The sequence below is a fragment of the Rhizobium sp. PvP014 genome (genome assembly GCF_017876855.1).
Taxonomy (GTDB): Bacteria; Pseudomonadota; Alphaproteobacteria; order Rhizobiales; family Rhizobiaceae; genus Neorhizobium; species Neorhizobium soli.
The window spans coordinates 607,596-633,765 of the sequence record NZ_JAGIOT010000002.1; the positions used below are offsets into that span (position 1 = coordinate 607,596).

The following is a 26,170-nucleotide window of genomic DNA, read 5'->3' on the forward strand; positions in this document are numbered from 1 at the left end:
CTCAGTAGTCGCCCGAATCGAGTGCAGGCTTGGAATAATAGTGTGAGGCTGCGGCGACCGTTTCTGGTCTCGTCTCAGTCGCTTCGCAAAAAGCCATCAGGGTCGGTTCGTGGCTCATCAGGAAATCGATCATTCCGCCGAGAAAGCCCGGATCGTCGATCACAGAACGCAGCTGACCGGGCTGGAGACCGGACAGCGCCAGAAACCTTGAAAACATGTCGGGCTCGTCCGCAAGCCAGCTGAGGATTGCGCCGGCCGTCTCTTCGGGGGCTGCGGCGGGTGCCTTGTTATTCAACGGATCGAACCTCATCGCCTGCTCAAGTTACCTATTTCTCAACCAAATGCCCTTAACGTGTGCCGCTAGTGGCTTAAAGAATCTCGTGTTCGGAAAGCTTATAGACTGAAAGCACGCTTGCAAGGCGCGATTTAAGGAACGGATCGACATGCCCAAACGGGTCATGATTGTCGAAGACAACGAGCTGAACATGAAGCTCTTCCGCGATTTGATCGAAGCGTCCGGCTACGAGACGATCCAGACGCGCAATGGCATGGAGGCGTTGGATCTTGCCCGCCGTCACCGTCCGGATCTGATCCTGATGGATATCCAGCTGCCCGAAGTATCGGGTCTGGAAGTGACCAAGTGGCTGAAGGAAGACGACGAACTGCACGTCATACCGGTCATCGCCGTCACCGCATTCGCGATGAAGGGCGACGAGGAACGAATCCGACAGGGCGGGTGCGAAGCCTATGTTTCGAAGCCCATCTCGGTGCCGAAGTTCATCGAGACCATCAAGACGTATCTTGGCGACGCGTAAGGTCGGAGAATGACATGACGGCACGGATCCTGGTAGTCGACGACATTCCCGCAAACGTGAAGCTGCTCGAGGCACGCCTGCTTGCGGAATATTTCGACGTTTTGACTGCCGATGACGGCTACAAGGCGCTGGCGATCTGTGAACAGGCCCATGTCGATGTCATCCTGCTCGACATCATGATGCCGGGCATTGACGGGTTCGAAGTCTGCGAGCGGCTGAAAGCCAATCCGCGGACATCCCATATCCCTGTTGTCATGGTCACCGCGCTGGACCAGCCCTCCGACCGCGTGCGCGGCCTGAAAGCCGGTGCCGACGATTTTCTGACCAAGCCGGTCAACGACCTGCAGCTGATTTCCCGTGTCAAAAGCCTCGTGCGGCTGAAGACGCTGAGTGACGAGCTGCGCATCCGGTCCGACACCGCGCAGGATCTCACGCTGCAGGACATGATGAAGAGTGCAGCGGGGCAGGACGCTCAGGACGACGTCGCGCAGGTCCTACTGGTCGATGGCCGCGGAAGCTCGCAGGAACGCATCGTCAGGGCGCTGAAACCGGTCGCGGATATCACTGCCATCTCCGATCCGCAGGCAGCCCTTTTCGAAGCGGCTGAAAACCCGTTCGATCTGGTGATCGTCAATACGAATTTCGATGACTACGATCCGCTGAGGCTCTGTTCACAACTCCGATCGCTGGAGCGGACCCGATTCCTGCCGTTGCTGCTGGTGACGGAACATGGCGACGACCAGGTCATCGTCCGGGCGCTCGATCTCGGCGTCAACGACTACATCATCCGGCCGATCGATCCGAATGAACTCGTGGCCCGGACCCTGACGCAGATCAAGCGTAAGCGTTACAACGACCGCCTGCGGTTAAGCGTGCGCCATACGATCGAACTGGCTGTGACAGATGCCCTGACCGGTCTGCACAATCGCCGTTATCTCGACAATCACATGAAGGTGCTGTTTGCCCGCGCAACAGCCCGTGGGCGGCCGCTGTCCGTCTGCATCACCGACATCGATCGCTTCAAATCGGTCAACGACACGCACGGCCACGACGCCGGTGACGAGGTGCTGAAGGAAGTTGCGGCCCGTATCCGGTCCACAGTACGCGGCGCGGATCTCGCCTGCCGGTTCGGTGGCGAGGAATTCGTTGTGGTTATGCCCGATACGGATAGCGCCGCCGCGGCTTTGATTGCCGAACGATTGCGCAACATCATCGAGCAGACGCCGTTCGTGCTGAAAAGCACTGGCGCCAGCCTGAACATCACAGCTTCGCTTGGCATTGCCTGTAGCCGCAGTGGAGCGGAAACGCCGGAGCAGTTGTTGAAACAAGCCGACCGTGCGCTGTACGACGCCAAGAACAGCGGTCGCAACCGAGTCGTTGCAGCCGCCGCTTAAGATTTGCACGAGAATCGTCGTATATTAAAATACGCTAATATAATATCTTTCGTCTTGCAGCGAGGCTTTTTGATAAAGAAGCGCTCGTCCCCCAGTTTCCTCAATTAAATTTGACGATTCGTACGCGGCTTCGAGCCAAATAAAACGCATACGGGAATGGAAGACCGGTGCTTTGTTTGAGCATTGCCGAACAATACGGTAGCATCTACACAGAAGCGAGAAAGTCCTGCTTCTCGCTGACGATTTATAATCGCCTTTTACTTCCGTCTCGAAGCCGGGCTAATCTTCGAGCTCGCACCAAACACCGTAGAGTGGATAAAGCTAAAAACGCTTTGGCTCAGAATAAACCTAACAATTGAAGAGCCGGAATAGCGTCTTTCTACAAAGACGCGTGTGGATTTTAACCATCATATCCAAACAGTTTCGTACTGATCTAAGTATGTGTTGATTTTCCATTGATTTTGCGCAATTTTGGTTTCAACGGGGCGAAGGGTTCCTTCAGCTTACGTCGAGATACCCCATGATGCTCAGGTCCGCCGCATCTCCTGGGTCGTGGGGTCGGTCGACTGGCAAGCAATTTCAACGGCTCCTCGTGCCGCGATTGCAAGCCGGTCGACCCCCAATCAAAGCGCCGCTGTCAGAAATGACGGTGGCGCTTTTTGCGTTTTGGTACTCACTCGTGAAAACAGTAGGCAAAGAAAAAGGCGCCCGGCTGATCAGCCTGCGCCTTCTTTCATGCCTTTAAGGGACCAGATCTTACTTGATCTTGGTTTCCTTGAATTCGACGTGCTTCCGGGCAACCGGATCGTACTTCGTCTTGGTCATCTTGTCTGTCATCGTACGGCTGTTCTTCGTGGTCACGTAGAAGAAACCGGTATCAGCCGTCGACAGCAGCTTGATCTTGATGGTCGTAGCTTTTGCCATGGTCTTAGCGCCTTTAAGAAAAGTGGAGCCGCGGACGCAGACGGTCGACGGCGAAATCTGGGGCGAAATTACAAATCGCGGTCAGAATGTCAACCTTGTTTCGTTGGTAAAAACCATCGAGCCCCCGAAACAACCACGTAAAAGCCGAAGAAACCGGCCAGCGCCCAGGCAAAGCCGTCATTGCCCGCGACATCCATGGCAGCGCCGATGCCCTGTGGTCCTGCAACCGTGCCGACGGCATAGCAGAAGATGAAGGCGGCATTGGCAGCGACCAGATCGGCACCTCGAAGGCGAGCGCCCAGATGCGCGAGGCCAACGGTGTAGAGGCCGGAGATACAGCCGCCCCACATGAATAGGAGAACCGCGGTCATCATCCAGTTGCCGATCAGGAAGGGGATCGTCAGCGAGCCGAGAACGCCCAGCACGGCGAGGCCGGTCAGAAGCGGCCTGCGGTCACGCATGCGGTCCGAAATCATCCCCAGCGGGATCTGGAAGGCCATGTTGCCCAGTCCCATCACCGTCAAGAGGATGGCCGCATGCGATTCGGTCATCTGTTCGCGCAACGCATAGATCGGAAACAGCGACAGTCCGCCAACCGAGACTGCACCAAAGGCGAAGACGGCTGCCGTCGCACTGGGAACGAGGAATATATAGTGGAAGAAGTGCCGCTCGGGCTTGCTGTCTAGCTTCGGACTTTCGTGACGGGCGAGAAAGATCGGTATGATGGCCGTCATGATAATGAGTGCGCCGACGATGAACGGAAGCACGCCATCGCTGCCGAGAAGCGAAAACAGCATCGGCCCGATCGCAAACCCGACCGCCAGCACCGTTGCGTATATGCCGAGGACCAATCCGCGTCGTCTGGGTGGCGCGGCTTCATTGATCCAGAATTCGGAAAGGATGAACAGAGCCGTGGTCGCGCCATGGAACGTAAAGCGTAGCGGAAACCACATCCAGAATTGGTCAGCATAGTAGAAACAGATGGCGCTGAAGGCGGCGATCACCACGGCGATCATCATGCTGCGCGCCACACCAAAGTCATGAGCACATTTCGTCGTGATCGGGGCGGCAACCATGGCTGCAACGCCTGCCATGGCAGCGTTCAACCCGATCAGCGTCGATGAGATACCGCGTTTTTCAAGGATGATGCTCAGCAGCGGCAGGCCGAGCCCCATGGCTATTCCCACGGCGCTGACGGCGGCGGTGGCTGCGATCAGGGATGGCCAGTGGATCTCCGCGACATGGCCGTTTTCGTCGGTCGTCGGCTGAGGCATTCAGACTTCCTTACAAGTCGGCTTCGGACTGGACGTCCGTACGCATGAAATAGGACGGGAAGGTGGTAACGAACGGTGGTCCATGATCAGTTCGGTCTGTTGCTCGGACCGCTGGTCGAATCGGTCCCGTCCTCGCCGCCGCCGAACCCATGCATGCGGTTTGCCCATTGCAGGCCGATGACACCGCCCTTGATGGGCTGGATCGTCGCGATGGCGGCAAGCACCGCAAGCGGTGCCCAGATGGCGAGGTGGACCCAAGGAGAGACACGCAGGATCATATCGGTCAGCATGTAGCCGGTCATCAGCACGTGACCAACCACGACGATGACGAGATAGGCCGGAAGGTCGTCTGCACGATGGTGGGAGATATCTTCACCGCAGACGGAACAATGATCGACTGGCTTCAGGAAGGCACGGAAAAGCCGGCCCTCTCCACAGGCAGGACAGCGACAGGTGAGGCCCCGTTTGATGGATCGGCCAAGAGGTCGATCGACCGGGTCCGACCCGCCGAAGCGGACCGTCTGTTCGCCATCTGACTGCATTGCTATCTCCTGCCGCCACGGAAGGGGCGCGTACCTGGCTTTTTGGGCCGTCCGCCAGATTTGTCTCGTCGCGCAGACTTGTGGAACGAGCGGGCGCCGCCCGGCAGCTTCTTGCCTTCGCTCAGCATTTCAAACTGAAGTGCACCGGCAAGCGGAACTGCCGCCTTCAGCTTCACATCGACGGTATCGCCGATCTGGTAGCCGAGACCGGAACGTTCGCCTGTCAGCGCCTGATGCGCCTCGTCATAGATATAGTAATCGTCGCCGATCGTTGACACCGGCACGAAACCATCGGCGCCATAGGTCGGCAGGGCCACGAACAGGCCTGCCTTGGTCACGCCGGACACGCGGCCCTGGAATTCCTCGCCGATCTTCGTCGAGAGGTGGTGCGCGACAAGACGGTTTACCGTGTCGCGTTCGGCCGCCATGGCGCGGCGCTCGAAGGTGGAGATCTCTGCCGCAATATCTTCGAGCTGGGCTTCTTCGCCCGGCGTGATCCCACCTTCGCCGAGGCCGAGCGACCCGACCAGCGCGCGATGCACGATCAAATCCGCATAGCGCCGGATCGGCGACGTGAAGTGCGCGTATTTCATCAGGTTGAGGCCGAAATGGCCGATATTGTCGGGGCTGTAGACCGCTTGGCTCTGGGAGCGCAGCACCATCTCGTTGACCATGATCTGGTGCGGCGTGCCCTGTGCCTGCGACAGGATGCCGTTGAACGAGTTGGAGCGCATCTGGCCGCCGCGAGCCATGGAAATGCCCAGCGTGTTCAGGAACTCGCGCAGCGTCTCCTGCTTGGCAAGCGAGGGGCCATCATGGATCCGGTAGATCAGCGACTGCTTCTTCTTCTCGAGCGTTTCGGCGGCGCAGACGTTTGCCTGGATCATCATCTCTTCGATGAGCCGATGCGCGTCGAGCCTCTCTGGCACGATCACACGATCCACCGTGCCATCCGGCTTCAGCATGATCTTGCGCTCGGGCATATCGAGTTCGAGCGGCTGTCGACGGTCGCGGCCGATCGTCATGATCCGGTAGGCGTCCCACAGCGGCTTCAGGACAGGCTCCAGCAACGGACCGGTCTTGTCGTCGGTCTCGCCGTTGATGGCGGCCTGAGCCTGCTGGTAGGAGAGCTTGGCCGCACTTTTCATCATGATGCGGTGGAACGTATGGCCGGCCTTGCGGCCTTCCTTGGAAAAGACCATGCGCACGGCAAGCGCCGGCCGGTCTTCGCCCTCACGCAGCGAGCAGAGATCGTTGGAAATGCGTTCCGGCAGCATCGGTACGACGCGGTCGGGGAAGTAGACGGAATTGCCGCGCTTCTGCGCCTCGCGGTCGAGCGGCTTGCCGGTGCGGACATACCAGGAGACATCGGCGATCGCGACGGTGACGATGACGCCGCCCGGATTGTCGGGCGAGGTGTCTGGCTCGGCATAAACAGCGTCGTCGTGATCCTTGGCGTCGGCGGGATCGATCGTCAGGAGCGGCACGTCGCGCCAGTCTTCGCGCTTCGACATGCTCGCCGGCTTTGCAGCTTGCGCTTCTTCCATCACCTCGTTCGGGAAGATGTGCGGAATGCCGTGCGAATAGATGGCGATCATCGAGATCGCCTTTTCGGAACCGACGGAACCGACAATGTTGAGGACGCGGGCGCGGGGCAGGCCGAACCGGCCGTTGCGAACGACTTCCGACTCGACCAGGTCGCCGTCCTTGGCGTCTCCAATGTCCTCGGGTTCGATCACCATTTCCTCGCCGCGCCTCTCGGTCGGCAGAAGACGCATTTCGCCGTCAGCCAGTCTCTGGACGACGCCGAGGGCCGCGCCGCGGCGCTTGTCGATGACCTTGATGACGCGGGCCGTATAGGCCGGACCTGAGCGGTCCTTGTTCGGGAAGATCTTTGCCAGAATGCGATCGTTGAGACCCGCGGCTGGCGCCTTGCCCTTTCCGCGGCTGTCATGCGACTGACGGATGAGCACGGCAGGGGCAGCACCCAGATCCTCCGGCCATTCCGTCGGCCGGCCGATCAGTTCGCCATCCTTGTCGCGGGTGGTGATGTCGAGCACGGTGACCGGGGGCAGGGCGCCCGGACGCGAGAGCGACTTGCGGTTCTTGGTGAGAAGACCGTCTTCCTCGAGCGAATGCAGCAGATCCTTGAGCTCGATCCGCGTATCGCCTTTCAGGCCGAAAGCCTTGGCAATCTCCCGTTTCGAGCCCTTGTCGGGATTGTCAGCGATGAACTGGAGCAGCACATCGCGCGGAGGAACCGCACCCTGGACAATTACCGGTCTGCTCGCCGACTGGCTGTCGCCACGGTCAGCCTTCGCGGCGCGTTTCTGCTGGCGATTGGATCGCTCGTTCGGTTCTCTCACGTGTCCGTCTTCTTCGCCTTCGATGCGGTTGTCTTTCTGGCAGGTGCCTTCTTGGCAGGCGCCTTCTTGGCTGCGGTCTTAGCCTTGGCAGGCGACTTCTTTGTGGCGGTCTCGGTCGTTGCGTCCGCCTCTGTCTTGGCAGCAGCCTTTTTTGCTGTGGCCTTCTTGGCAGGCGCTTTCGCCTTGGCCTTGCCCGACGATGCCTTGCCGCCCTTTTCGATGATCAGCGCCATCGCCTGTTCCATCGTTACCGACTGCGGGTCCATGCCCTTCGGCAGCGTGGCATTGACCTTGGCCCAGTTGACGTAAGGCCCGTATTTGCCGTCGCGCACGGTGATCGCGCCGCCGTCCGGATGCGCGCCAAGGTCCTTGAGCGCTGCCGGTGTGCCACGACCGCGTCCGCCGGGGCCTTTTTCCTTTTTCTCGGCAATCACGGTGACGGCGCGGTTGAGACCGATCGAGAACACGTCCTCGATCGTTTCCAGGTTCGCATAGCCACCGTCATGCAGCAGGAACGGCCCGTAACGGCCAAGACCTGCCGAAATCATCTTGCCCGATTCCGGATGCTTGCCCACGTCGCGCGGCAGGTTGATCAGTGCCAGCGCCTTTTCATGGTCGATATCGTCAGGCAGCCAGCCCTTGGGCAGCGAGGAACGCTTGGCTTCCTTGCCGTCGCCGCGCTGGATATAAGGTCCGAAACGACCCGACCGCAGCGTCAGCTGCTCGCCGGTCATCGGATCGGTCCCAAGTTCCTTCGGTTCGTTGAGGCCGGAAGCTTCCGCATCCGCGCCGCCTTCGGACGACAACTGACGGGTGAAGTTGCACTCCGGATAGTTCGAGCAGCCGACGAATGCGCCGTACTTGCCGAGCTTCAGCGACAGGTTGCCTGTGCCGCAGACCTGGCAGATGCGCGGATCCGAACCGTCTTCCCGCTTCGGGAAGACCAGCGGTGCAAGCGCTTCGTTCAAGGCATCGAGCACGTTGGTGACGCGCAGTTCCTTGGTGTCTTCGATCTGGCCGAAGAAGTCCTGCCAGAACTCCCGCAGAACCTGCTTCCAGTCCAGTTCGCCAGCCGAGATCCTGTCGAGCTTCTCTTCGAGATCCGCCGTGAAATCGTATTCGACGTATTTCGTGAAGAAGTTCTCTAGGAACGCCGTCACCAGCCGTCCCTTGGAATGCGGGATCAGCTTGCGCTTGTCCATGATCACGTATTCGCGATCGGACAGCGTCTTCAGCGTCGCGGCATAGGTGGAGGGACGGCCGATGCCGAGCTCTTCCATCTTCTTGATCAGCGATGCTTCCGAATAGCGCGGTGGTGGCTCGGTGAAGTGCTGGCTCGAGTTGACCTTGTTCTTGTCGAGCTTTTCGCGAGCGTTGATCTCGGGCAGGCGACCGTCTTCGTCGTCGTCCTCGCTTTTGTCATCCTCTTCGCGGCGGTCCACATAGGCGCCGAGGAAGCCGTCGAAGCGCACGACCGAACCGACGGCCCGAAGGCCAGCCTTCTCGGCGCCGTTTGTCGCTGAGATCTCAACGGTTGTGCGCTCCATCTCAGCAGATGCCATCTGGCTGGCAATGCCGCGTTTCCAGATCAGCTCGTAAAGCCGCGCCTGATCTGCATCGAGATACTGGCGAACCTTGTCCGGCGTGCGGTTGAAGTCGGTCGGACGGATCGCTTCGTGGGCTTCCTGCGCGTTCTTCGCCTTGGTGGAGTAGAAGCGCGGCTTTTCGGGCATGTAACGCGGGCCGAACTGCTCGACGATGGCGCTACGAGCCTGCTCAATCGCCTCAGGCGCCATCTGCACGCCATCGGTACGCATATAGGTGATGAGACCGACAGTCTCGCCACCGATATCGATACCTTCATAGAGCTTCTGCGCGACCTGCATCGTGCGCGACGCGCCGAAGCCGATGTTCGAGGACGCGGCCTGCTGCAGGCTCGACGTGGTGAACGGAGGGCCCGGATTGCGCTTGACCGGCTTCGCTTCAACGGTCTCGACGCTATAGGCGGCGCCATCGAGCAGCGTCTTCACGCGGCCGGCTTCCTCGCCGTTCGTGATCGATTTGCCCTGCAGACGCTTGCCGTCGGCCTGCACCAGCTTGGCCAGGAACTCATCGCCTCGCGGTGTCTTCAGAAGCGCAGAGATATTCCAGTATTCTTCCGAAACGAAGCGCTCGATCTCGGTTTCGCGGTCGCAGACGAGGCGAAGCGCGACCGACTGCACACGGCCGGCAGAACGGGCACCCGGAAGCTTGCGCCACAGGACCGGAGACAGGTTGAAGCCGACGAGATAGTCGAGCGCGCGGCGGGCGAGATACGCGTCTACCAGCGGCACGTCGATATCGCGCGGGTTGGCCATCGCATCGAGAACCGCCTTCTTGGTGATGGCGTTGAATACGACGCGCTTCACCAGCTTATCGCCGATCACCTTCTTCTTCTTCAAAAGGTCGAGGACATGCCAGGAAATCGCTTCACCCTCGCGATCCGGGTCGGTCGCGAGATAAACGGCGTCCGAACCTTTCACGGCGTCGGCAATATCTTTCATCCGCTTCTGGGATGCGCTGTCGACTTCCCAGAGCATCTCGAAGTCCTGGTCAGGCAAAACCGACCCGTCCTTGGCAGGAAGGTCGCGGACGTGGCCGAAAGACGCGAGAACCTTGTAACCCGAGCCAAGATACTTGTTGATGGTCTTGGCTTTGGCTGGAGATTCTACAATGACTACATTCATCTTGTTTCTCTGCAATAGAGCTTTGCCCGGTCTCGTAACGATCCAGGCGGAAATCTGGTCTCCCGACATGGCGGGCGTTTGTCCCGGGGTCAAGAGGTCATCGTTAATTAGTAGGATACAACGAACTGCAACCTGAGAGTGATGTGCAATTAGTTGCAATCTTAAATAAACATCTCTAAGCTGCGCTGATAAGGTGACGAATAGTTATATTAGGCGGTGTCGCGCCCTATTTGTCAGGATGTGAAATGGTCTCTCACGGTGACAAGGACGGACGGGGCGACGAGAATTCACGCAACATCGCCTACATCCGGCAGATGCTGGCAGAGTTGCGGCAGGTCGCGCTCAGCGAGGGGGCTGATATGCTGTGCTACCTCATCGAGATGGCCTATGTCGAGGCTGGCGACGTGCAGGCCGGGCGACGACCGCGATCAGTCTTCCATAGCAAGTGAGACCATGCCGCCCGGGTGCCGGTGCAGCCGACCGGCAAGATCGAGTTCCAGCAGAATAAGATAGACACTGGCCGCGGCAACACCCGTATGCCGGATGATATCGTCGATATCGACCGGTGTCGGACTAAGCGCCGAAATGATGCGCGTCCTGTCGTCGTCATCGGGCGGCAGGAGTGTGCTGCCTCTGCCGGGCTCTTCGATGACGGTATTTTGAAATCTATCGAGATCGGACAGCGGCGCCAACGCGTCCAGCACATCCGAAGCGCCGGTCGTGACGATGGCGCCCTGCTTGAGAAGTCCGTTCGTACCGTGGCAGCGCGGATCGAGTGGCGAGCCGGGGACGGCAAACACCAGCCGGCCGAAATCGGCAGCAAGCCTTGCGGTGATCAGCGAACCTGAACGCTCAGCCGCTTCGACAACAACAAGGCCCAGCGAAATTCCAGCGATAAGCCGGTTGCGACGGGGGAAATCACGCGCCCGGGGCTCCCACCCGAATGGCATCTCTGAAACGGCAAGGCCCCTGCCGGCGGTGATCTCATCGAGCAGGGCGACGTTTTCCGGCGGATAGGGACGGTCGAGGCCGCCGGCCAGAACCGCGATCGTGCCGGTATCGAGACTGGCGCGGTGCGCCGCCGCATCGATGCCGCGCGCAAGTCCCGACGTGATCGCATAACCGGCGCGGCCGCAATCTCTGGCAATCGCCGCCGCAAACTTCGCCCCGGCGATTGAGGCGTTGCGCGAGCCGACAATGCCGACCGAGGGGCGGTTGGCGGTGAAGAGATCGCCCTTTGCCGCAACGAGCGGCGGCGCTGCCTCGATCTGTCGCAACGCGGGAGGGTAGTCGGGTTCACCGATGCCGATGAACTGTGCGCCCTGGCGGCGTGCTATCTCCAGCTCGCGTTCGGCCTCACTGGCACTGGCGATGCGGATTGCCCGTGTCGATCCGCCGCGCGCTGACAGCTCCGGCAACATGGCCAGCGCATTTTCCGCCGAGCCGCAATGATTGATGAGATCCCGGAATGTCGCCGGGCCGACATTGTCGGAGCGGATCAACCGCAGCCACGCGATCTTCTGCCGTTCGGTGAGCGCAATTCCGATACGTCTTGCGCCGCTTCCCGGCATGATCGGTCCTTTAAGGGACTAGCCCTTTTGGCCGATCTTGCTTTCGGTGCCGGCAATCAACCGCTCGATATTGGTCTTGTGTTTGATAAAGGAGATGATCGTCATGAGAGCCATGACGGCAGCAATCTTTGGTTCCTGTATGAACCACAGCACAACCGGAATGACAAGGGTTGCAACCAGGGCGGACAGCGATGAGTACTTACTGAGCTTGGCAACCGACAGCCAGACGGCCGCAAACACCAGAACCATCAGCGGCGCAACGCCGAGCAGCGTGCCGATATAGGTCGCGACACCCTTGCCGCCCTTGAAACCGAGCCAGACCGGATAGAGGTGACCCATGAAGGCTGCAAAGCCCGCAAGAATGCCCGCTTCCGGCCCGAACGCGTACCAGCCGATCAGCGCTGCGACCGTCGCCTTCAAGGCATCGAGCAGAAGCGTGCCGGCGGCGAGCTTCTTATTTCCGGTGCGAAGAACGTTGGTCGCACCGATATTGCCGGAACCGATCGAGCGGATGTCGCCGAGACCGGCGGCGCGGGTGAGAAGCAGGCCGAACGGGATCGAGCCCAAGAGATAGCCGAGAACAAGCGCGCCGGCTGCGATCGGCAGCGTGATCTGCCAGGTTAGAAGGTCGGTTATCATGTGTTTCCCCCAAAGCCCCTAGTCGGGTTTGCCCCGTTCCAACCCTTTCCCGCAAGCAGGCGAGGGGTTGGCCCGCCCCATCTCTATCCCAGTTTGTAGACGCATTTTCCGCCGACATAGGTCGCGACGGCCCGGCCGGAAAAGCGCGCGTCCTCGAACGGCGTGTTTTTCGAGCGCGACAGAAGCATATCCTTGGCGACGATCCAAGGCTCGTCGAGATCGATCAGCGTGATATCGGCCTTTGCGCCCGGTCTCAGCGTACCGGCATCGAGACCGAAGATCTCGGCCGGGCGGGTCGACATCGCAGAAATCAGCCGCATCAGCGGCACGCGACCGTCGTGATGCAGGCGAAGGGCAGCCGACAGCATGGTTTCAAGCCCGATCGCGCCATCGGCGGCATCGGCGAAGGGAAGACGCTTGGTGTCGACGTCCTGCGGATCGTGCGAGGACACGATGATATCGATGCTGCCGTCGGCGAGCGCCTCGACCATGGCGATTCGATCGTCTTCGGAACGCAGCGGCGGCGACAGCTTGAAGAAGCTGCGGTATTCGCCGATGTCGTTTTCATTGAGCGACAGATGGTTGATCGACACGCCGCAGGTGACGTTGGCACCGCGTGCGCGGGCAGCCCGCATGGCTTCGGCCGATTCCGCCACCGAGATTTTTGCCGCGTGGTATTTGGCGCGGGTGAGGCCGGCGATGCGCAGATCGCGTTCAAGCGGAATGATCTCCGCTTCCTTCGGCACGCCCGACAGGCCGAGCCAGGAGGCGAACAAGCCCTCGTTCATGACGCCGTTGCCAAGATATTTCTCGCGCAGTTCGAGCGAGATGACCGCATCGAACTCGCGCGCATAGGTCATCGCGCGGCGCAGCAGCAGCGAATCGGACAGGCCGTGACGGCCATTGGTAAAGGCCACGGCACCGGCTTGCTGCAGCAGGCCGAACTCGGTCATCTCCTTGCCGGCAAGCCCTTTGGTGAGCGCTGCGGCAGTGTGGACATTGACGATCGCCTTGTCACGCGCCGTCTTCTGCACGAATTCAACGAGCGCAATATCGTCGAGAACAGGATCGGTATCCGGCATCATGATGAACGAGGTGACGCCACCGGCAGCAGCGGCGCGGCTGGCCGATGAGATCGTCTCGCGATGTTCCGCACCCGGCTCGCCGACATAGACGCGCGCATCGACAAGTCCTGGCGTGGCGACAAGACCCTGGCAATCGCGCACCGTGGCGCCGTCGGGTGTGCCCTGGTTCTGGGCATCCTTTCCGGCCGCGAGGATGCGGCCGTCTGCGCCGATGATGATCGTGCCGGTTTCATCGAGATTGCGCGATGGATCGATGATGCGTAGGTTCCTGAGAACGGTGCCGTTGGACATGGTCGTGCTCATGCGCGCTCTCCCTGATTGGAGGTCAGGAGCGTTTCCATGACCGCCATGCGGACGGCGACGCCCATTTCGACCTGCTGCTCGATGACGCTCTGCGGACCGTCGGCGACATCGGAAGCGATCTCGACGCCGCGGTTCATCGGACCCGGATGCATGACCAGCGCATCACCCTTGGCGACTTTGAGCTTTTCCGCATCGAGACCGTAGAAGTGGAAGTATTCGCGCACCGACGGCACGAAGGAGCCGGCCATGCGCTCGCGCTGCAGGCGCAGCATCATCACCACATCCGCATCCCGCAAACCTTCTTCCATCGAGTGGAAGACCTCGACGCTCATGTCGCGGATGCCTGAGGGAAGAAGCGTCGATGGCGCGACGACCCGGACGCGGGCGCCCATGGCATTCAAGAGGATGATGTTGGAGCGGGCGACCCGCGAATGCAAAACGTCGCCGCAGATGGCGACGATGATGCCCGACAGCTTGCCCTTGGCGCGGCGGATGGTCAAAGCGTCGAGCAGCGCCTGCGTTGGATGTTCATGCTGACCATCGCCGGCATTGACCACCGAGCAGGTCACCTTCTGGGCAAGCAGGGCCGCGGCACCGGCCGACGAATGCCTGAGAACCAGCACGTCCGGGTGCATGGCATTCAGCGTCATCGCCGTATCGATCAGCGTTTCGCCCTTTTTCACCGACGAATTGCTGACGGACATGTTCATCACGTCGGCGCCAAGCCGTTTGCCGGCAAGCTCGAACGAGGACTGCGTGCGCGTCGAGGCTTCGAAGAAGAGATTGATCTGGGTGAGGCCCCGAAGCGTGGACGTCTTCTTTTCCCGCTGCCGGGAAATCTGCACGGCCTCGTCGGCCTTGTCGAGAAGCGTCGTAATGTCCTGCCGGGTGAGACCCTTGATGCCAAGAAGATGGCGGTGGGGAAAGAAGACCATAGGGGGCGTCTCCGCTTGCGTTCGGCGGTCTATAAGGTCTGGGGGGAAAGGCCGCAAGCGGGATGGGAGGTTATGTCACTGCTGTTTTCCCCCGTTTCCGTGATTCCCAACCGCAAGCCGTTTGTTGAGAACGCTGAAATTCCTTCTGCGCTACCGTTCCCACGCCCTTTAACTTCCGCTAGAACCGGCCCATGAACGACATGTCGCGCGATGAAGAAAAATTTGGCGAACTGAACCAGCCGAAGCCCTGGTCGGGGATCAATGCCTACCGCTCCGATCCCCTTGTGGTCGACCTGACCGGCGATCTGAACCGCGCGATCCGCGACGAATACGACCAGCTCGGCAATTACGTGACCTCTCCGGAAGCCCAGGAACTGGCGCGGATGGCGAACGAAAATCCGCCGAAACTGCGCACCCATGGTCCGCGCGGCGAGCGGCAGGACACGGTCGAGTTCCATCCTGCCTGGCATGCCCTGATGCGCCGTTCGATGCAGAGCGGCCTGCACTCGTCGATCTGGGAGACCATTCCGGAGCAGCGCGCCCACGAACACAAGGTTCGCGCCACCCGCTTTTATCTGTCCGCCCAGCTGGAATGCGGTCATCTGTGCCCGCTGACGATGACGAGCGCTTCGATTGCGGCGATGATGGCTTCCCCACGCGTCCACAAGGAATGGGCGCCGAAAGTTCTGTCGCGCAAATACGATTCGACCAATCGGCCGGCCATGCAGAAGTCCGCCATCACGGTCGGCATGGGCATGACCGAAAAGCAGGGCGGCACCGACGTGCGCGCCAACCGGTCTACCGCCGAGCGTGTGGGCGAGGGGATCTACCGCCTTTCCGGCCACAAGTGGTTCATGTCGGCGCCGATGAGCGACGGCTTTATCATGCTGGCAAAGACAAATGAGGGAATCGGCTGTTTCCTCGTGCCGCGGCTTCTTGAGGACGGTTCGGCCAATGGCTTGAACTTCCAGCGGCTGAAGGACAAGCTGGGCAACCGCTCCAATGCATCGTCCGAAGTCGAGTTTACCGATGCCTTCGGCTATCTGCTCGGTGAGTCCGGTGGAGGCATCCGCACCATCCTCGATATGGTGACGCTGACCCGTCTCGATTGTGCTGTCGCGTCTGCCGGCATGATGCGCGCGTCGCTGGCCGAAGCGGTCCATCATACCCGCGGTCGTGCCGTGTTCGGCAAGAACCTGATCGACCAGCCGCTGATGACGCGCGTGCTCGCCGATATGGCGCTCGATGTCGCGGCAGCGACCGCTCTGTCATTCCGGCTGGCCGATGCGTTTGATCGCGCCCGCGGCAACCCCGGCGATGCGGCCTATGCCCGCGTCATGACGCCAGTCATCAAATACTGGAACTGCAAGATCGCGCCATCGCTGATCGCCGAGGCAATGGAGTGCCTGGGCGGCAATGGCTATGTCGAGGAGCGTCCGATTGCCCGGCATTACCGCGAGGCGCCGGTGAATGCGATCTGGGAAGGCTCGGGCAGTGTCATGGCGCTCGACGTTTTGCGCGTGCTGTCGCGAGGCCGCGATCTGTTCGATACGGTTCTGGCCGGTTTCGAGCGGGATCTCGGCGCATCGGGCAAGAAGACCGTGGAAGTCTTGCGTGCCGCGATGGCGCTGTGCGAACGCGACGAGGGCGCTGCGAGGCTTCTGATCGAGCAGCTGGCGCTGGCCGCCGGTGCCGCAGAGCTTGCGCGCCTCGGTGCCGGCAAGATCGCCGATGCCTTCCTCGAAACACGTCTCGCCGGCGGTTGGCGCTCGACCTATGGCATGCTCGATGCCCGCTTCGACGCCCGCTACATCGTCGATCTTCTCTACCCGCCAGCAACGTAAGCTGCGATCGCCGACAGACGAGACGTTAGGCTGCCCGCCCGGTTGCGGCAACTACACCGTTTTCCGCCTTCTATCCTGTGCATGGCGTCGTCTGCCGCTTGCGATGACGGGAAACCGCGGGGTATCGCCATGGTTAACAAAGAGTTGCGAAACAGGCGGGCGATGCTTCAGATAGCCGAGACGAATACCGAGACCGGTGCTGCATCAGCTCAGGCCATACGTCCGCGGAACCGGGCCGGCACGGAGCGGGCGATCTTCATTGCTGCCCGCACGCTGCTGGCCGAGGAAGGGTTTCAAGGCTTCGGCGTCAATGCGGTCGCACGGCGCGCCGGCTGCGACAAGCAGCTGATCTATCGCTATTACGGCGGGCTGAACGGCCTCATCGACGCGATCGGCGCCGATCTCGGCAACTGGGTCAAGGATCGCATTCCCGAAGATACCGGCGGCATGTTTCTTCTGACCTACGGCGACCTGATGGAAAAGCTCGCCATCTATTTCATGGATGCGCTGCGCGAGGACCCGCTCGTCTGCAAGATCGTCGCCTGGGAAGTCTCGCAGGATACGCCACAGGTGCGGCGTCTGACCGAATCACGCACCAAGGCTCTCTCAAAGTGGCTGGACAAGATGCGCGGCTCGCTCACACCCCCGAAGGGTGTCGATGTCGCGACCACGAATGCCATCCTGTTTGCCGCCATCCAGCATCTGGTCGTCTCGTCTGCCGTCAGCGGCCAGTTCGCCGGCATACCGTTAAAGTCCGAGAAAGACTGGGAAAAGGTAGCGTCTTCCGTCCGCCGCCTGGTTCGCGCCATCTACGGCTGAGCAGCAGACGTTCTCCACAGCGACGCTCTGGAAATTAACCATGTTTGGCGTTTTGAATTGCAGCTTTCGCCATGCGGACTAAATCTCTGGTTAATAATTTCTTAACCAAATCGCGGCCGTCCATGGGCAAGAATGCAACTTCCACAACGAGCATCGCATTGCTGATCGTCATGACGACGATCTTCGCAGTGCTGGCGCTCGACATTGCCATTCCTGCTCTGGTCCTCAGCCTGATGGCGCTGTCGAGATGGGTCGTAACGCTGGACCTGTCTCCAGCGGAACCAGAAGGCGAAACCGCATGAAGTTGCTCTTGATCTTGTGGGCAGGGCCCGTGCTTTTGCTGGGCAGCTGGTACGGGCTTTCCTATTACGACATGAGCTTCGGCTTCTTCATGCTGACCCGTCAGACCCATGATCTGGTCTTTCAGGTCTATGGCGACGTCCTCGGAATTCCGCCCGAAACCATCCCGCCCCTGGTTGCCCGCGCAATCGCATTCGACAGTCTTGTCGTTTTCGCCATCATCGCCTTCCGCAAGCGCAAGCAGATTGCAGCCTGGTGGCGTAGCCGTCAGGTGGGGACGTCGTTGCCGGTTTCTCTGGCAAGGGACGAAAGCCTGTCCAAGGCACCCTGAAGAATAAAGCTCGCGGCCGCCGAATCGATGCGTTCGGCGCGCTTGGCCCGCGACACGTCCATCTCCAGAAGTGCCCGTTCGGCCGCGACCGTCGATAGTCTCTCGTCCCAGAAGACGAAAGGAATGGCAGTCTTGTCCGACATCGCCCGCACAAAGGCGCGGGTTGCCTGGGCGCGTGGCCCGGCCGAACCATCCATGTTCATCGGCATGCCCAGAATGAAGGCCGAGACCTTCTCCTTCTCCGCAAACGCCAGCAGAACCTCGGCATCCTTGGTGAATTTGACGCGCTTGATGACGGTGCGGGGCGTGGCAAACCGCCGGCCGAGATCGGACATCGCAAGCCCGATGGTTTTGGTACCGAGATCGAGCCCTGCAACAGCCTTGCCGGGCGCAAGTGTCGCGGCGAGTTCTTCTATGGTCAGAATTGCCATATGCTGACCTTAGGTTTTCTTGCGCACAAATTCGGTGCGCAGCACGAGGCCCTTGATCGCATCGTGCCGGCAATCGATCTCTTCCGGATTGTCGGTGAGACGGATTGAGCGGATGACGGTGGCCTGTTTCAGCGTCTGACCGGCACCCTTCACCTTGAGATCCTTGATGAGAGTGACCGCATCGCCATCGGCAAGAATATTGCCGGCTGAGTCACGCACCTCGGATGCAGCGGAAGCCTTCGCAGCCGCATCGGCTGCAGACAGCCATTCGCCGGTAGCCTCGTCATAAATATAATCGTCGTCGGCCATGTCGGTTTCCTTAGGGGTTCGGATGTGACGCAATCGCAGCGAGCATGCGACGATCATATCGGGATGCGACCGCTTAACCCAGTGGCAAGTCCGTGGCAACGTGGCGCCGCCTGTGTGTCAATTCCGATACGGGCGCTGCTCGCGCAATCATTGTCCTAGACCTTTGAAATGTGAAAGCGCCGCGTTATTTGATGAGGTGTGAGGTGAGACAACTGAGTTCAGAGTCTCATCCGCTTTCGGTGCTTCGAAACCTCCCTTTCGAAGTTCCATCTATGAATTTTGATTTGGTGTCATCACCTCTCTTTTTGCCATCCTCAAGGACACTTCCCCATGAAAATTACCTGGCTCGGCCATGCCGCCTTCCGCATCGAAACGGCAAAGGCAAAGATCCTGATCGACCCGTTCCTGACTCATAGCCCGACCTTTGCCGGCCAGGATCTGAAAGACGTGACCGAAGGTGTCACGCATATCCTTCTCACCCACGGTCATGGTGATCATGTCGGTGATACGGTCGCGATCGCCAAGGAAAAGGGCGCCATCGTTCTGGCCAACGCCGATCTTGCTTCCTGGCTGGGTGGAAAAGGCGTCGAGAAGCTCGAGATGGGCAATACCGGCGGCACAGTCGGCTTCGAGGGCTTCACCGCGACCTTCACACAGGCGCTCCATTCGTCCGGCCAGATCGACGAGCTCGGCGTGTCCCACTCGCTCGGTTCCGCGAACGGACTGATGCTGCATTTCGACGACGAGATGTCGGTTCTGCACATGGGTGATACGGATATCTTTACCGACATGGGACTCATCAACGAGTTGCACCAGCCGGATATCGGCATCGTGCCGATCGGCGACCGCTTCACCATGGGCGGTGCTGTCGCAGCCGTTGCCTGCCAGCGCTTCTTCGATTTCAAGCACGCCATTCCCTGCCACTACGGCACGTTCCCGATGATCGAGCAGACACCCGATAAGTTCGTCAAGGGCATGGAAGGCAGCCGCACCGCCGTCGAGGTGCCGGGCGTCGGCGTGACGCTGACCTGCTGAACGGGCATTTCAGTTAAGGCGCGCCAGGAAACCGGCGCCCTGCCTGTTGCGAAGGACGGGCATGGCCATTATAGCGAAGGTGAATTTTACCACCGGAGCCCTGCCATGTCCGTCGATCTCGCCACCGTCAAGCGCGTCGCGCGCCTCGCCCGTATTGCGGTTACGGAGGATGAGGCCAATCGCATGGTTGGCGAATTGAACGGTATCATCGATTTCGTCGAGCAACTCTCGGAAGTGGACGTCTCCGGCGTCGAGCCTATGACCTCGGTGATGCCGATGGAAATGCGGTTGCGCGCCGACGTCGTCACCGACGGCAACAAGGCAGACGAGATCGTCGCCAACGCGCCGGCAACCGACCGCAATTTCTTCATGGTGCCGAAGGTCGTTGAATAAGCCGCTTTAGCCCAAGCGCCGCCGACCCGTTTTAGCCTTTCGAGAGCACGAAAAATCATGACCGACCTGACCAGCCTGACCATTGCCGAAGCCCGCGACAAACTGGCATCGAAGGAATTCACCTCCGTCGACCTGACCAACGCATATCTGGGCGCCATCGACGCTGCAAATTCCGTCCTGAACGCCTACATCACCGTCACGCCCGAGATGGCGCTGGAGATGGCCGGGGCATCCGATGCCCGTCGCGCTTCGGGTCAAGTCGGGGCGCTGGAAGGTATTCCGCTCGGCATCAAGGATCTGTTTGCCACCAAGGGCGTCCACACCCAGGCCTGCAGCCATATACTCGACGGGTTCAAGCCCGAATACGAATCGACCGTCACTCAGAACCTGTGGGATGACGGCGCCGTCATGCTTGGCAAGCTCAACATGGACGAGTTCGCCATGGGCTCCTCCAACGAGACCTCGCATTACGGACCGGTGGTCAATCCCTGGAAAGCCGAAGGCTCGAACACTCAGCTGGTTCCGGGCGGCTCCTCGGGCGGTTCAGCCGCTGCCGTCGCCGCGCATCTTTGCGCCGGTGCGACCGCGACCGATACCGGCGGCTCGATCCGCCAGCCGGCCGCCTTTACCGGCACCGTCGGCATCAAGCCCACCTATGGCCGCTGCTCGCGCTGGGGCACTGTCGCGTTCGCATCTTCGCTCGATCAGGCCGGCCCCATTGCACGCGACGTGCGTGATGCCGCGATCATGCTGAAGTCGATGGCAAGCGTCGACCGCAAGGACACGACCTCGGTCGATCTGCCTATTCCGGATTACGAGAAGGCGCTCGGCCAGTCGGTCAAGGGCATGAAGATCGGCATTCCGAAGGAATATCGCGTCGACGGCATGCCTGAAGACATCGAGGCCCTGTGGCAGAAGGGCATTGCCTTCCTGAAGGATGCCGGTGCCGAGATCGTCGATATCTCGCTGCCGCACACGAAATACGCGCTGCCTGCCTATTACATCGTGGCGCCCGCTGAAGCCTCGTCCAACCTTGCCCGCTATGACGGCGTTCGCTACGGCCTGCGCGTCGACGGCAAGGACATTTCCGACATGTACGAGAAGACCCGTGCTGCCGGCTTCGGTACTGAGGTCAAGCGCCGCATCATGATCGGCACCTACGTTCTTTCGGCCGGCTATTACGACGCCTACTACCTGCAGGCGCAAAAAGTCCGCACGCTGATCAAGCGCGATTTCGAACTCTGCTTCCATGCCGGTGTCGACGCCATCCTGACACCAGCGACACCGTCGTCTGCCTTCGGCATTGCCGACGAGGCACTCGCTGCCGATCCGGTCGCGATGTACCTGAACGACATCTTCACCGTGACGGTCAACATGGCAGGCCTTCCCGGCATCGCCGTACCGGCCGGTCTCGACAAGAAGGGCCTGCCGCTTGGCCTGCAGCTGATCGGTAAGCCGTTCGACGAGGAAACCCTGTTCCGCACAGCGCACGTGATCGAACAGGCGGCAGGCAAGTTCACGCCTGCGAAATGGTGGTAGCGGCAGGTCGGCTGTCCGGCATCTGCCAACCCAGTGCGGTTCTAGCCCGAATCGCACGCCGATGATCTACTGTTCCTGAGACAGGAGACTCCATGGCAGTCATTCGCAACGCACGCCAGGACGACGAAGCCGCGCTAGTTCAGATCGGCTTGCTCAGCTGGGAAAAAGCGATGGGCGCCGTTGGCGATCCGTCCAGCATGCGCGAAAGTGCGCTTGCCGCATTCCGCGACTTCGTTTCCTCGTCCTGGCTGACGATTTTCGTGATCGAGGCGCACGGCACGGTTGCGGGTTGGGCGGCCTGTGAGAATCGCGACGACCTGATCACCGACTTCTGGATCGAGCCGCAGTTTGAGGGGCAGGGGCTCGGAAAGGCGCTGCTCGCCGATATCGAGGCCGATATCGTTCGTCGCGGGTTCGACAAGGCGCGGGTCGAGACCCATGCGCAGAACGACGGGGCAGTCGGTTTCTTCGAAAAGCAGGGATACAGCGTCCATTGGCTTTCGAGCGCCTACCAGCCGAAGATCGATCGCGATATCCAGTCCATCGGACTGTCGAAGCAACTCGTATCCGACGATCCGGGCACCTACGGGCCGAATTTTTAAACGCCGACGAGCAGCGTCCAGATCGATGCGAGCATTCCGGACACCGCAAGGATCAGCACGATACTCACGCAGACATGTAGCGTGACGATGGCGGCAAGGATGGTCCTGAACGGCTCCTTGTGCGTCTTGTGACGCAACATGCGCTGAGCCGCCACGGCGCCCAGACTTCCGCCGGCAAATGCAAGCAGGAGGAGCGTGGTTTCGCTGACCCGCCAGCGTCCATTCCTGGCGGCCCGCTTGTCGATCCAGTAGATGGAAAAGACGACTGCGTTGAAGAGGATGCAGAGAACGAGAAGTGTCAGCGCAAGGTTGAGGGTCATGAAGCTTTGCTAACCGCGCTCCGGTTAAGATTCATCCCCGGCGGTATCAGATGTTTCACCCGGCAAGCCTTGGCCTACGCTTGCACCTCGCCAACATTTGCTCTACCCACAAAGCACTTCGAAACTAAGCCCGAACGAGCATAAGATGACCCTAGTTGACGTCCGCACGCCCGATCCGAAACGCTTCATTCCCGGCGCCACTGGCGATTGGGAAGTGATCATCGGCATGGAGGTGCACGCCCAGGTTCTCTCCAATTCGAAACTGTTCTCCGGCGCTTCGACCGAGTTCGGCAAGCCTGCCAATGCCAACGTCTCGCTGGTCGATGCGGCCATGCCCGGCATGCTGCCCGTGATCAACGAGGAATGCGTCCGCCAGGCTGTCCGCACCGGGCTTGGCCTGAAGGCGCAGATCAACAATCGTTCGATCTTCGACCGCAAGAACTATTTCTATCCCGACCTTCCGCAGGGCTACCAAATCTCGCAGTTCAAGGATCCGATCGTCGGCGAAGGCCAGATCGTCATCTCGCTCGGTCCCGACCGTCAGGGTCAGTTCGAGGATATCGAGATCGGCATCGAGCGCCTGCATCTGGAACAGGATGCCGGCAAGTCGATGCATGACCAGCATCCGACCATGTCCTATGTCGACCTCAACCGGTCAGGCGTCGCTCTGATGGAGATCGTGTCGAAGCCGGACATGCGTTCGTCCGACGAGGCAAAGGCCTACATGACCAAGCTGCGCTCGATCGTGCGCTATCTCGGCACGTGCGACGGCAACATGGACGAGGGCTCGATGCGCGCCGACGTCAACGTGTCCGTGCGTCGTCCGGGCGAAGGTTTCGGCACGCGCTGCGAAATAAAGAACGTCAACTCGATCCGCTTCATCGGCCAGTCGATCGAATACGAAGCCCGTCGCCAGATCGCCATCCTCGAGGACGGCGGCTCGATCGATCAGGAGACCCGCCTGTTTGATCCGGGCAAGGGCGAAACGCGGTCGATGCGCTCCAAGGAAGACGCGCATGACTATCGCTATTTCCCGGATCCGGACCTGCTTCCGCTCGTCTTTGACGACGCGTTCGTGGCAGAGCTTGCCAAGGACCTGCCCGAGCTGCCTGACGACAAGAAGGCTCGCTTCGTGGCTGAACTTGGCCTTTCGATCTACGACGCCTCGGTTCTGGTGTCTGAGAAGGCAATCGCCGATTATTACGAAGCCGTGGCTGAGGGCCGCGACGGCAAGATGGCGGCCAATTGGGTCATCAACGACTTGCTGGGCGCCTTGAACAAAGCGGGCAAAGGCATTGAAGAGACTCCGGTTTCTCCCGCCCAGCTTGGTGGCATCATCGATCTGATCAAGTCGGAAGTCATCTCCGGCAAGATCGCCAAGGATCTGTTCGAGATCGTCTTTTCCGAAGGCGGTGACCCGGCTGACATCGTCGAGAGCCGCGGTATGAAGCAGGTCACCGATACCGGCGCCATCGAAAAAGCGGTGGACGACATCATCGCCGCCAATCCCGATCAGGTCGCCAAGGTTCTGGCCAAGCCGACGCTTGCCGGCTGGTTCGTGGGACAGGTGATGAAGTCGACCGGCGGCAAGGCTAATCCACAGGCCGTCCAGGCTCTGGTCAAGGCCAAGCTGGGCATCGAGGACTAACCTGTTGGTCTACTTCATTCGCACAGCGGGCGACGAGGACGTGGAGAAGATCCGCGTCCTTCTCGCCGAGACGTTTCATCAGTCCTACGACCCGTTCTACGGTTCAGACGCCGTCGAGAAGATGGTGCGCAACTGGCATTCGCCGGTCGCCATCCGCACGCGGCTGATCAAGAAGGACGGCGAGTTTCTCGTCGCCGACGATGGAAGCAAGATCGGCGGCATCGCTTACGCCGCCGTCTATCCCAAGATGGCAAAGACGGTGATGCTGCATCAGCTCTACGTCGCGCCCGCCTGCCAGAATGACGGCATCGGTCGGGATCTGTTTGCCGAAATCGAGACCTGCTTCCCGGATGCGGAAATCATGCGGGTCGAGGTGTCGCTGCCGAATGTGCGTGCCGCCTCCTTCTACCAGCGGCTTGGCTTTGCCGAAGTCGACCGCATGGAGGAATGGGGCGCGCCGAACTCCGGCCTGCCGGCGATCATCATGGAAAAGCGGCTCCAGTCGCTTTAGACGGCTCGGATCAGGGGAGGGTGACATGGACGGCATCATCATTCGCAGGGCTCGCGAATCGGACCTCTCCCAACTGATCGCAATGTTTGCTTCCGACGATGTCGGTGGCCACGGCGATACGACCGATGCAGACGCCTACGACGATTACCTGCGCGCCTTCAACATGATCGATGCCTCCCAGAACGAGCAGCTTTTCGTTGCCGAGCGGGACGGCGACGTTGTCGGCACGTTCCAGATCCTGTTCAACCGAACGCTGACCGGTCGCGGCTCGCTGTCGATGATTATCGAAGCCGTGCAGACGAGACCCGACATGCGCGGGAAGGGGATCGGCGCGCAGATGATCGGTTACGCGATCGAAGAGGCAAAGCGGCGCGACTGCCGCCTCGTGCAACTGACCTCCAATGCGGCGCGCACGGATGCCCATCGCTTCTACGAGCGGTTGGGTTTTGCCAAGAGCCATGCGGGCTTCAAGATGAAGTTCAAATAGAGGTCTACATCTCGGAAATGCTGGACATCACCGCTGTCTGGCGGCATAAGCGGTGGAGCCAGTTCGACTGGTCACCTGTTTGCCAATCCTATGGACAAGCCCATGAAAAATCTCCTGCTGCAGATCTTCACCTGGTGGAACGGCCAAACCATGGGCACGCGTTTCTTCACCTGGCGCCATGGCAAGAAGGTGGGCGACGATGAGTTGGGCAACGTCTATTTCGAAGGCCCGATGACCTCCTGGGGTAAGCCGAAGCGCTGGGTGATCTACAAGGATTACGCCGAAGCCTCCGCGATCCCGCCAGGCTGGCACGGCTGGATGCATTACCGCACCGATACGCCTCCGTCGCAGGAGGATTACAAGGCGCGCGAATGGCAGAAGTCGCACAAGCCGAACCTCACCGGATCGCCGCTTGCATACCGGCCTCAGGGTTCTCTGTCGGCCAATGGTGAACGTCCTCGCGTCACCGGCGACTATGACGCCTGGACGCCCGGCAACTGAGCCTGACTGGCACCTGTTTTGGCCATATTCCACAACTAGTCCTCGATCGGGCATTCCAAGGACGCCTTTTCGAGACGGGACCAATAATGACACGTACCAAGCTTTCCCCACGCACACGATCGATTGGCGTCTTTCTGGCCGTCGTCTCGGTTCTGACAGGGGGAAATGCCTCGGCTGCGCGGATCGAAAATCCGGTTGCCGTCTTCAACGGCATCGACAAGATCACCGGCCGCATCACCACATTCGACGTCTATCTCAACGAGACGGTGCAGTATGGCGCGCTTCAGGTGACGCCGAAGGTCTGCTATTCCCGAGACGAAACGGAAGCCCAAAAGATCGACGGGTTTATCGAAGTCGACGAGATCACACTCGACCGCAAGATCCGCCGCATCTTCACCGGTTGGATGTTTGCGGACAGCCCCGGCCTCAACGCCGTCGAGCACCCAATCTATGACGTCTGGCTGACAGGCTGCAAGCAGACTTCCGACGTGCCGGCACCCGCCCGCGCGACCAATTGAAATCAACG

30 protein-coding genes are annotated in these 26,170 nt (G+C 60.3%); 16 read left to right on the forward strand and 14 right to left on the reverse strand.

What is annotated here, in order from left to right; translation table 11 throughout:
• Position 1: 1 nt before the first annotated feature.
• Positions 2-310 (reverse strand): DUF3572 domain-containing protein, encoded by a 309-nt coding sequence (locus J3A65_RS07520; RefSeq protein WP_113111024.1) that lies wholly within the window; start codon positions 308-310, stop codon positions 2-4.
• A 133-nt stretch (positions 311-443) separates the two neighbouring features.
• On the opposite strand from J3A65_RS07520, the gene J3A65_RS07525 reads away from it, so the two are divergent.
• Together J3A65_RS07525 and J3A65_RS07530 are read left to right on the forward strand one after the other, a co-directional pair.
• On the forward strand, positions 444-815 hold the full coding sequence (locus J3A65_RS07525; protein WP_062453215.1) for a response regulator: 372 nt from the start codon (positions 444-446) through the stop codon (positions 813-815).
• Positions 816-829: 14 nt separating this feature from the next.
• Complete coding sequence (locus J3A65_RS07530) at positions 830-2,209, forward strand: PleD family two-component system response regulator (RefSeq protein ID WP_062453214.1); 1,380 nt, start codon at positions 830-832, stop codon at positions 2,207-2,209.
• A gap of 756 nt (positions 2,210-2,965) precedes the next feature.
• Here the strand turns inward: J3A65_RS07530 and rpmG are convergent.
• From rpmG to topA, 5 genes are all read right to left on the reverse strand, one after another.
• Positions 2,966-3,133 carry a 50S ribosomal protein L33 gene (gene rpmG, locus J3A65_RS07535; RefSeq protein WP_007626161.1) on the reverse strand — a complete coding sequence of 56 codons (168 nt, stop codon included), beginning with the start codon at positions 3,131-3,133 and terminating at the stop codon, positions 2,966-2,968.
• Between the two features lie 89 nt (positions 3,134-3,222).
• Entirely contained in the window at positions 3,223-4,407 is a 1,185-nt protein-coding gene (locus tag J3A65_RS07540) for an MFS transporter (RefSeq protein ID WP_062453213.1), read from the reverse strand.
• 86 nt (positions 4,408-4,493) lie between these two features.
• On the reverse strand, positions 4,494-4,949 hold the full coding sequence (locus tag J3A65_RS07545) for a DUF983 domain-containing protein (RefSeq protein ID WP_113167085.1): 456 nt from the start codon (positions 4,947-4,949) through the stop codon (positions 4,494-4,496).
• A 2-nt stretch (positions 4,950-4,951) separates the two neighbouring features.
• Entirely contained in the window at positions 4,952-7,315 is a 2,364-nt protein-coding gene (gene rnr, locus J3A65_RS07550; RefSeq protein WP_209900594.1) for a ribonuclease R, read from the reverse strand.
• Positions 7,312-10,041, reverse strand: a complete 2,730-nt coding sequence (gene topA, locus J3A65_RS07555) for a type I DNA topoisomerase (RefSeq protein WP_209900596.1) — start codon at positions 10,039-10,041, stop codon at positions 7,312-7,314. Before topA ends, rnr begins: the two co-directional genes overlap by 4 nt.
• Before the next feature lie 245 nt (positions 10,042-10,286).
• On the opposite strand from topA, the gene J3A65_RS07560 reads away from it, so the two are divergent.
• The gene (locus J3A65_RS07560; protein WP_062453210.1) at positions 10,287-10,490 is read left to right on the forward strand and encodes a hypothetical protein; all 204 of its coding nucleotides are present in this window, start codon (positions 10,287-10,289) and stop codon (positions 10,488-10,490) included.
• Here J3A65_RS07560 and dprA read toward each other — a convergent pair.
• The 4 genes from dprA to J3A65_RS07580 all read right to left on the reverse strand — a co-directional run bounded on the left by dprA (position 10,470) and on the right by J3A65_RS07580 (position 14,574).
• Positions 10,470-11,612, reverse strand: a complete 1,143-nt coding sequence (dprA, locus tag J3A65_RS07565; RefSeq protein WP_209900598.1) for a DNA-processing protein DprA — start codon at positions 11,610-11,612, stop codon at positions 10,470-10,472. The genes J3A65_RS07560 and dprA overlap by 21 nt on opposite strands.
• Positions 11,613-11,630: 18 nt before the next feature.
• Positions 11,631-12,251, reverse strand: a complete 621-nt coding sequence (gene plsY / locus J3A65_RS07570; RefSeq protein ID WP_113111019.1) for a glycerol-3-phosphate 1-O-acyltransferase PlsY — start codon at positions 12,249-12,251, stop codon at positions 11,631-11,633.
• An 83-nt stretch (positions 12,252-12,334) separates the two neighbouring features.
• Positions 12,335-13,627, reverse strand: a complete 1,293-nt coding sequence (locus tag J3A65_RS07575; RefSeq protein WP_209903383.1) for a dihydroorotase — start codon at positions 13,625-13,627, stop codon at positions 12,335-12,337.
• 8 nt (positions 13,628-13,635) lie between these two features.
• On the reverse strand, positions 13,636-14,574 hold the full coding sequence (locus J3A65_RS07580) for an aspartate carbamoyltransferase catalytic subunit (protein WP_062453206.1): 939 nt from the start codon (positions 14,572-14,574) through the stop codon (positions 13,636-13,638).
• A 191-nt stretch (positions 14,575-14,765) separates the two neighbouring features.
• Between J3A65_RS07580 and J3A65_RS07585 the strand changes: the two genes are divergently transcribed.
• Complete coding sequence (locus tag J3A65_RS07585; protein ID WP_062453204.1) at positions 14,766-16,418, forward strand: acyl-CoA dehydrogenase family protein; 1,653 nt, start codon at positions 14,766-14,768, stop codon at positions 16,416-16,418.
• Between the two features lie 162 nt (positions 16,419-16,580).
• Positions 16,581-17,237 carry a TetR/AcrR family transcriptional regulator gene (locus J3A65_RS07590; protein WP_092662014.1) on the forward strand — a complete coding sequence of 219 codons (657 nt, stop codon included), beginning with the start codon at positions 16,581-16,583 and terminating at the stop codon, positions 17,235-17,237.
• A gap of 34 nt (positions 17,238-17,271) precedes the next feature.
• Here the strand turns inward: J3A65_RS07590 and J3A65_RS07595 are convergent, their stop codons facing one another.
• The gene (locus J3A65_RS07595) at positions 17,272-17,409 is read right to left on the reverse strand and encodes a hypothetical protein (RefSeq protein ID WP_209903673.1); all 138 of its coding nucleotides are present in this window, start codon (positions 17,407-17,409) and stop codon (positions 17,272-17,274) included.
• Here J3A65_RS07595 and J3A65_RS23465 point away from each other — a divergent pair.
• Both J3A65_RS23465 and J3A65_RS07605 read left to right on the forward strand, forming a co-directional pair.
• Positions 17,408-17,539 carry a hypothetical protein gene (locus tag J3A65_RS23465; protein ID WP_256413734.1) on the forward strand — a complete coding sequence of 44 codons (132 nt, stop codon included), beginning with the start codon at positions 17,408-17,410 and terminating at the stop codon, positions 17,537-17,539. The two genes, J3A65_RS07595 and J3A65_RS23465, sit on opposite strands and share 2 nt — an antisense overlap.
• Positions 17,536-17,868 (forward strand): DUF6105 family protein, encoded by a 333-nt coding sequence (locus tag J3A65_RS07605; RefSeq protein ID WP_062453201.1) that lies wholly within the window; start codon positions 17,536-17,538, stop codon positions 17,866-17,868. The genes J3A65_RS23465 and J3A65_RS07605 overlap by 4 nt, the downstream gene beginning before the upstream one ends.
• On the opposite strand, the gene ruvX is transcribed toward J3A65_RS07605, so the two are convergent.
• Entirely contained in the window at positions 17,805-18,299 is a 495-nt protein-coding gene (gene ruvX, locus J3A65_RS07610) for a Holliday junction resolvase RuvX (RefSeq protein ID WP_209900600.1), read from the reverse strand. The genes J3A65_RS07605 and ruvX overlap by 64 nt on opposite strands.
• A 9-nt stretch (positions 18,300-18,308) precedes the next feature.
• On the reverse strand, positions 18,309-18,608 hold the full coding sequence (locus J3A65_RS07615) for an alkylphosphonate utilization protein (protein ID WP_209900602.1): 300 nt from the start codon (positions 18,606-18,608) through the stop codon (positions 18,309-18,311).
• 330 nt (positions 18,609-18,938) lie between these two features.
• Here J3A65_RS07615 and J3A65_RS07620 point away from each other — a divergent pair, with 330 nt between their 5' ends.
• The 4 genes from J3A65_RS07620 to J3A65_RS07635 all read left to right on the forward strand — a co-directional run bounded on the left by J3A65_RS07620 (position 18,939) and on the right by J3A65_RS07635 (position 22,177).
• Entirely contained in the window at positions 18,939-19,643 is a 705-nt protein-coding gene (locus tag J3A65_RS07620; protein ID WP_062453198.1) for a metal-dependent hydrolase, read from the forward strand.
• A gap of 105 nt (positions 19,644-19,748) precedes the next feature.
• Positions 19,749-20,036 carry an Asp-tRNA(Asn)/Glu-tRNA(Gln) amidotransferase subunit GatC gene (gene gatC, locus J3A65_RS07625; protein WP_209900604.1) on the forward strand — a complete coding sequence of 96 codons (288 nt, stop codon included), beginning with the start codon at positions 19,749-19,751 and terminating at the stop codon, positions 20,034-20,036.
• 57 nt (positions 20,037-20,093) lie between these two features.
• Positions 20,094-21,575 carry an Asp-tRNA(Asn)/Glu-tRNA(Gln) amidotransferase subunit GatA gene (gatA, locus tag J3A65_RS07630; RefSeq protein ID WP_174196001.1) on the forward strand — a complete coding sequence of 494 codons (1,482 nt, stop codon included), beginning with the start codon at positions 20,094-20,096 and terminating at the stop codon, positions 21,573-21,575.
• Positions 21,576-21,667: 92 nt separating this feature from the next.
• Entirely contained in the window at positions 21,668-22,177 is a 510-nt protein-coding gene (locus J3A65_RS07635) for a GNAT family N-acetyltransferase (RefSeq protein WP_209900606.1), read from the forward strand.
• Here J3A65_RS07635 and J3A65_RS07640 read toward each other — a convergent pair.
• Entirely contained in the window at positions 22,174-22,497 is a 324-nt protein-coding gene (locus J3A65_RS07640; protein WP_113111014.1) for a DUF1294 domain-containing protein, read from the reverse strand. The two genes, J3A65_RS07635 and J3A65_RS07640, sit on opposite strands and share 4 nt — an antisense overlap.
• Positions 22,498-22,642: 145 nt before the next feature.
• Here J3A65_RS07640 and gatB point away from each other — a divergent pair, with 145 nt between their 5' ends.
• The 5 genes from gatB (at position 22,643) to J3A65_RS07665 (ending at position 26,162) form a co-directional block, all read left to right on the forward strand.
• Positions 22,643-24,145, forward strand: coding sequence for an Asp-tRNA(Asn)/Glu-tRNA(Gln) amidotransferase subunit GatB (gene gatB / locus J3A65_RS07645; protein ID WP_062453193.1), 1,503 nt, complete (start codon positions 22,643-22,645; stop codon positions 24,143-24,145).
• Positions 24,146-24,149: 4 nt separating this feature from the next.
• Entirely contained in the window at positions 24,150-24,656 is a 507-nt protein-coding gene (locus J3A65_RS07650; protein WP_209900609.1) for a GNAT family N-acetyltransferase, read from the forward strand.
• Positions 24,657-24,681: 25 nt separating this feature from the next.
• The gene (locus tag J3A65_RS07655; RefSeq protein ID WP_062453191.1) at positions 24,682-25,143 is read left to right on the forward strand and encodes a GNAT family N-acetyltransferase; all 462 of its coding nucleotides are present in this window, start codon (positions 24,682-24,684) and stop codon (positions 25,141-25,143) included.
• A 102-nt stretch (positions 25,144-25,245) separates the two neighbouring features.
• Entirely contained in the window at positions 25,246-25,644 is a 399-nt protein-coding gene (locus J3A65_RS07660) for an NADH:ubiquinone oxidoreductase subunit NDUFA12 (protein ID WP_062454718.1), read from the forward strand.
• Between the two features lie 86 nt (positions 25,645-25,730).
• Positions 25,731-26,162 (forward strand): DUF2155 domain-containing protein, encoded by a 432-nt coding sequence (locus tag J3A65_RS07665; protein ID WP_062453190.1) that lies wholly within the window; start codon positions 25,731-25,733, stop codon positions 26,160-26,162.
• Positions 26,163-26,170: the final 8 nt, after the last annotated feature.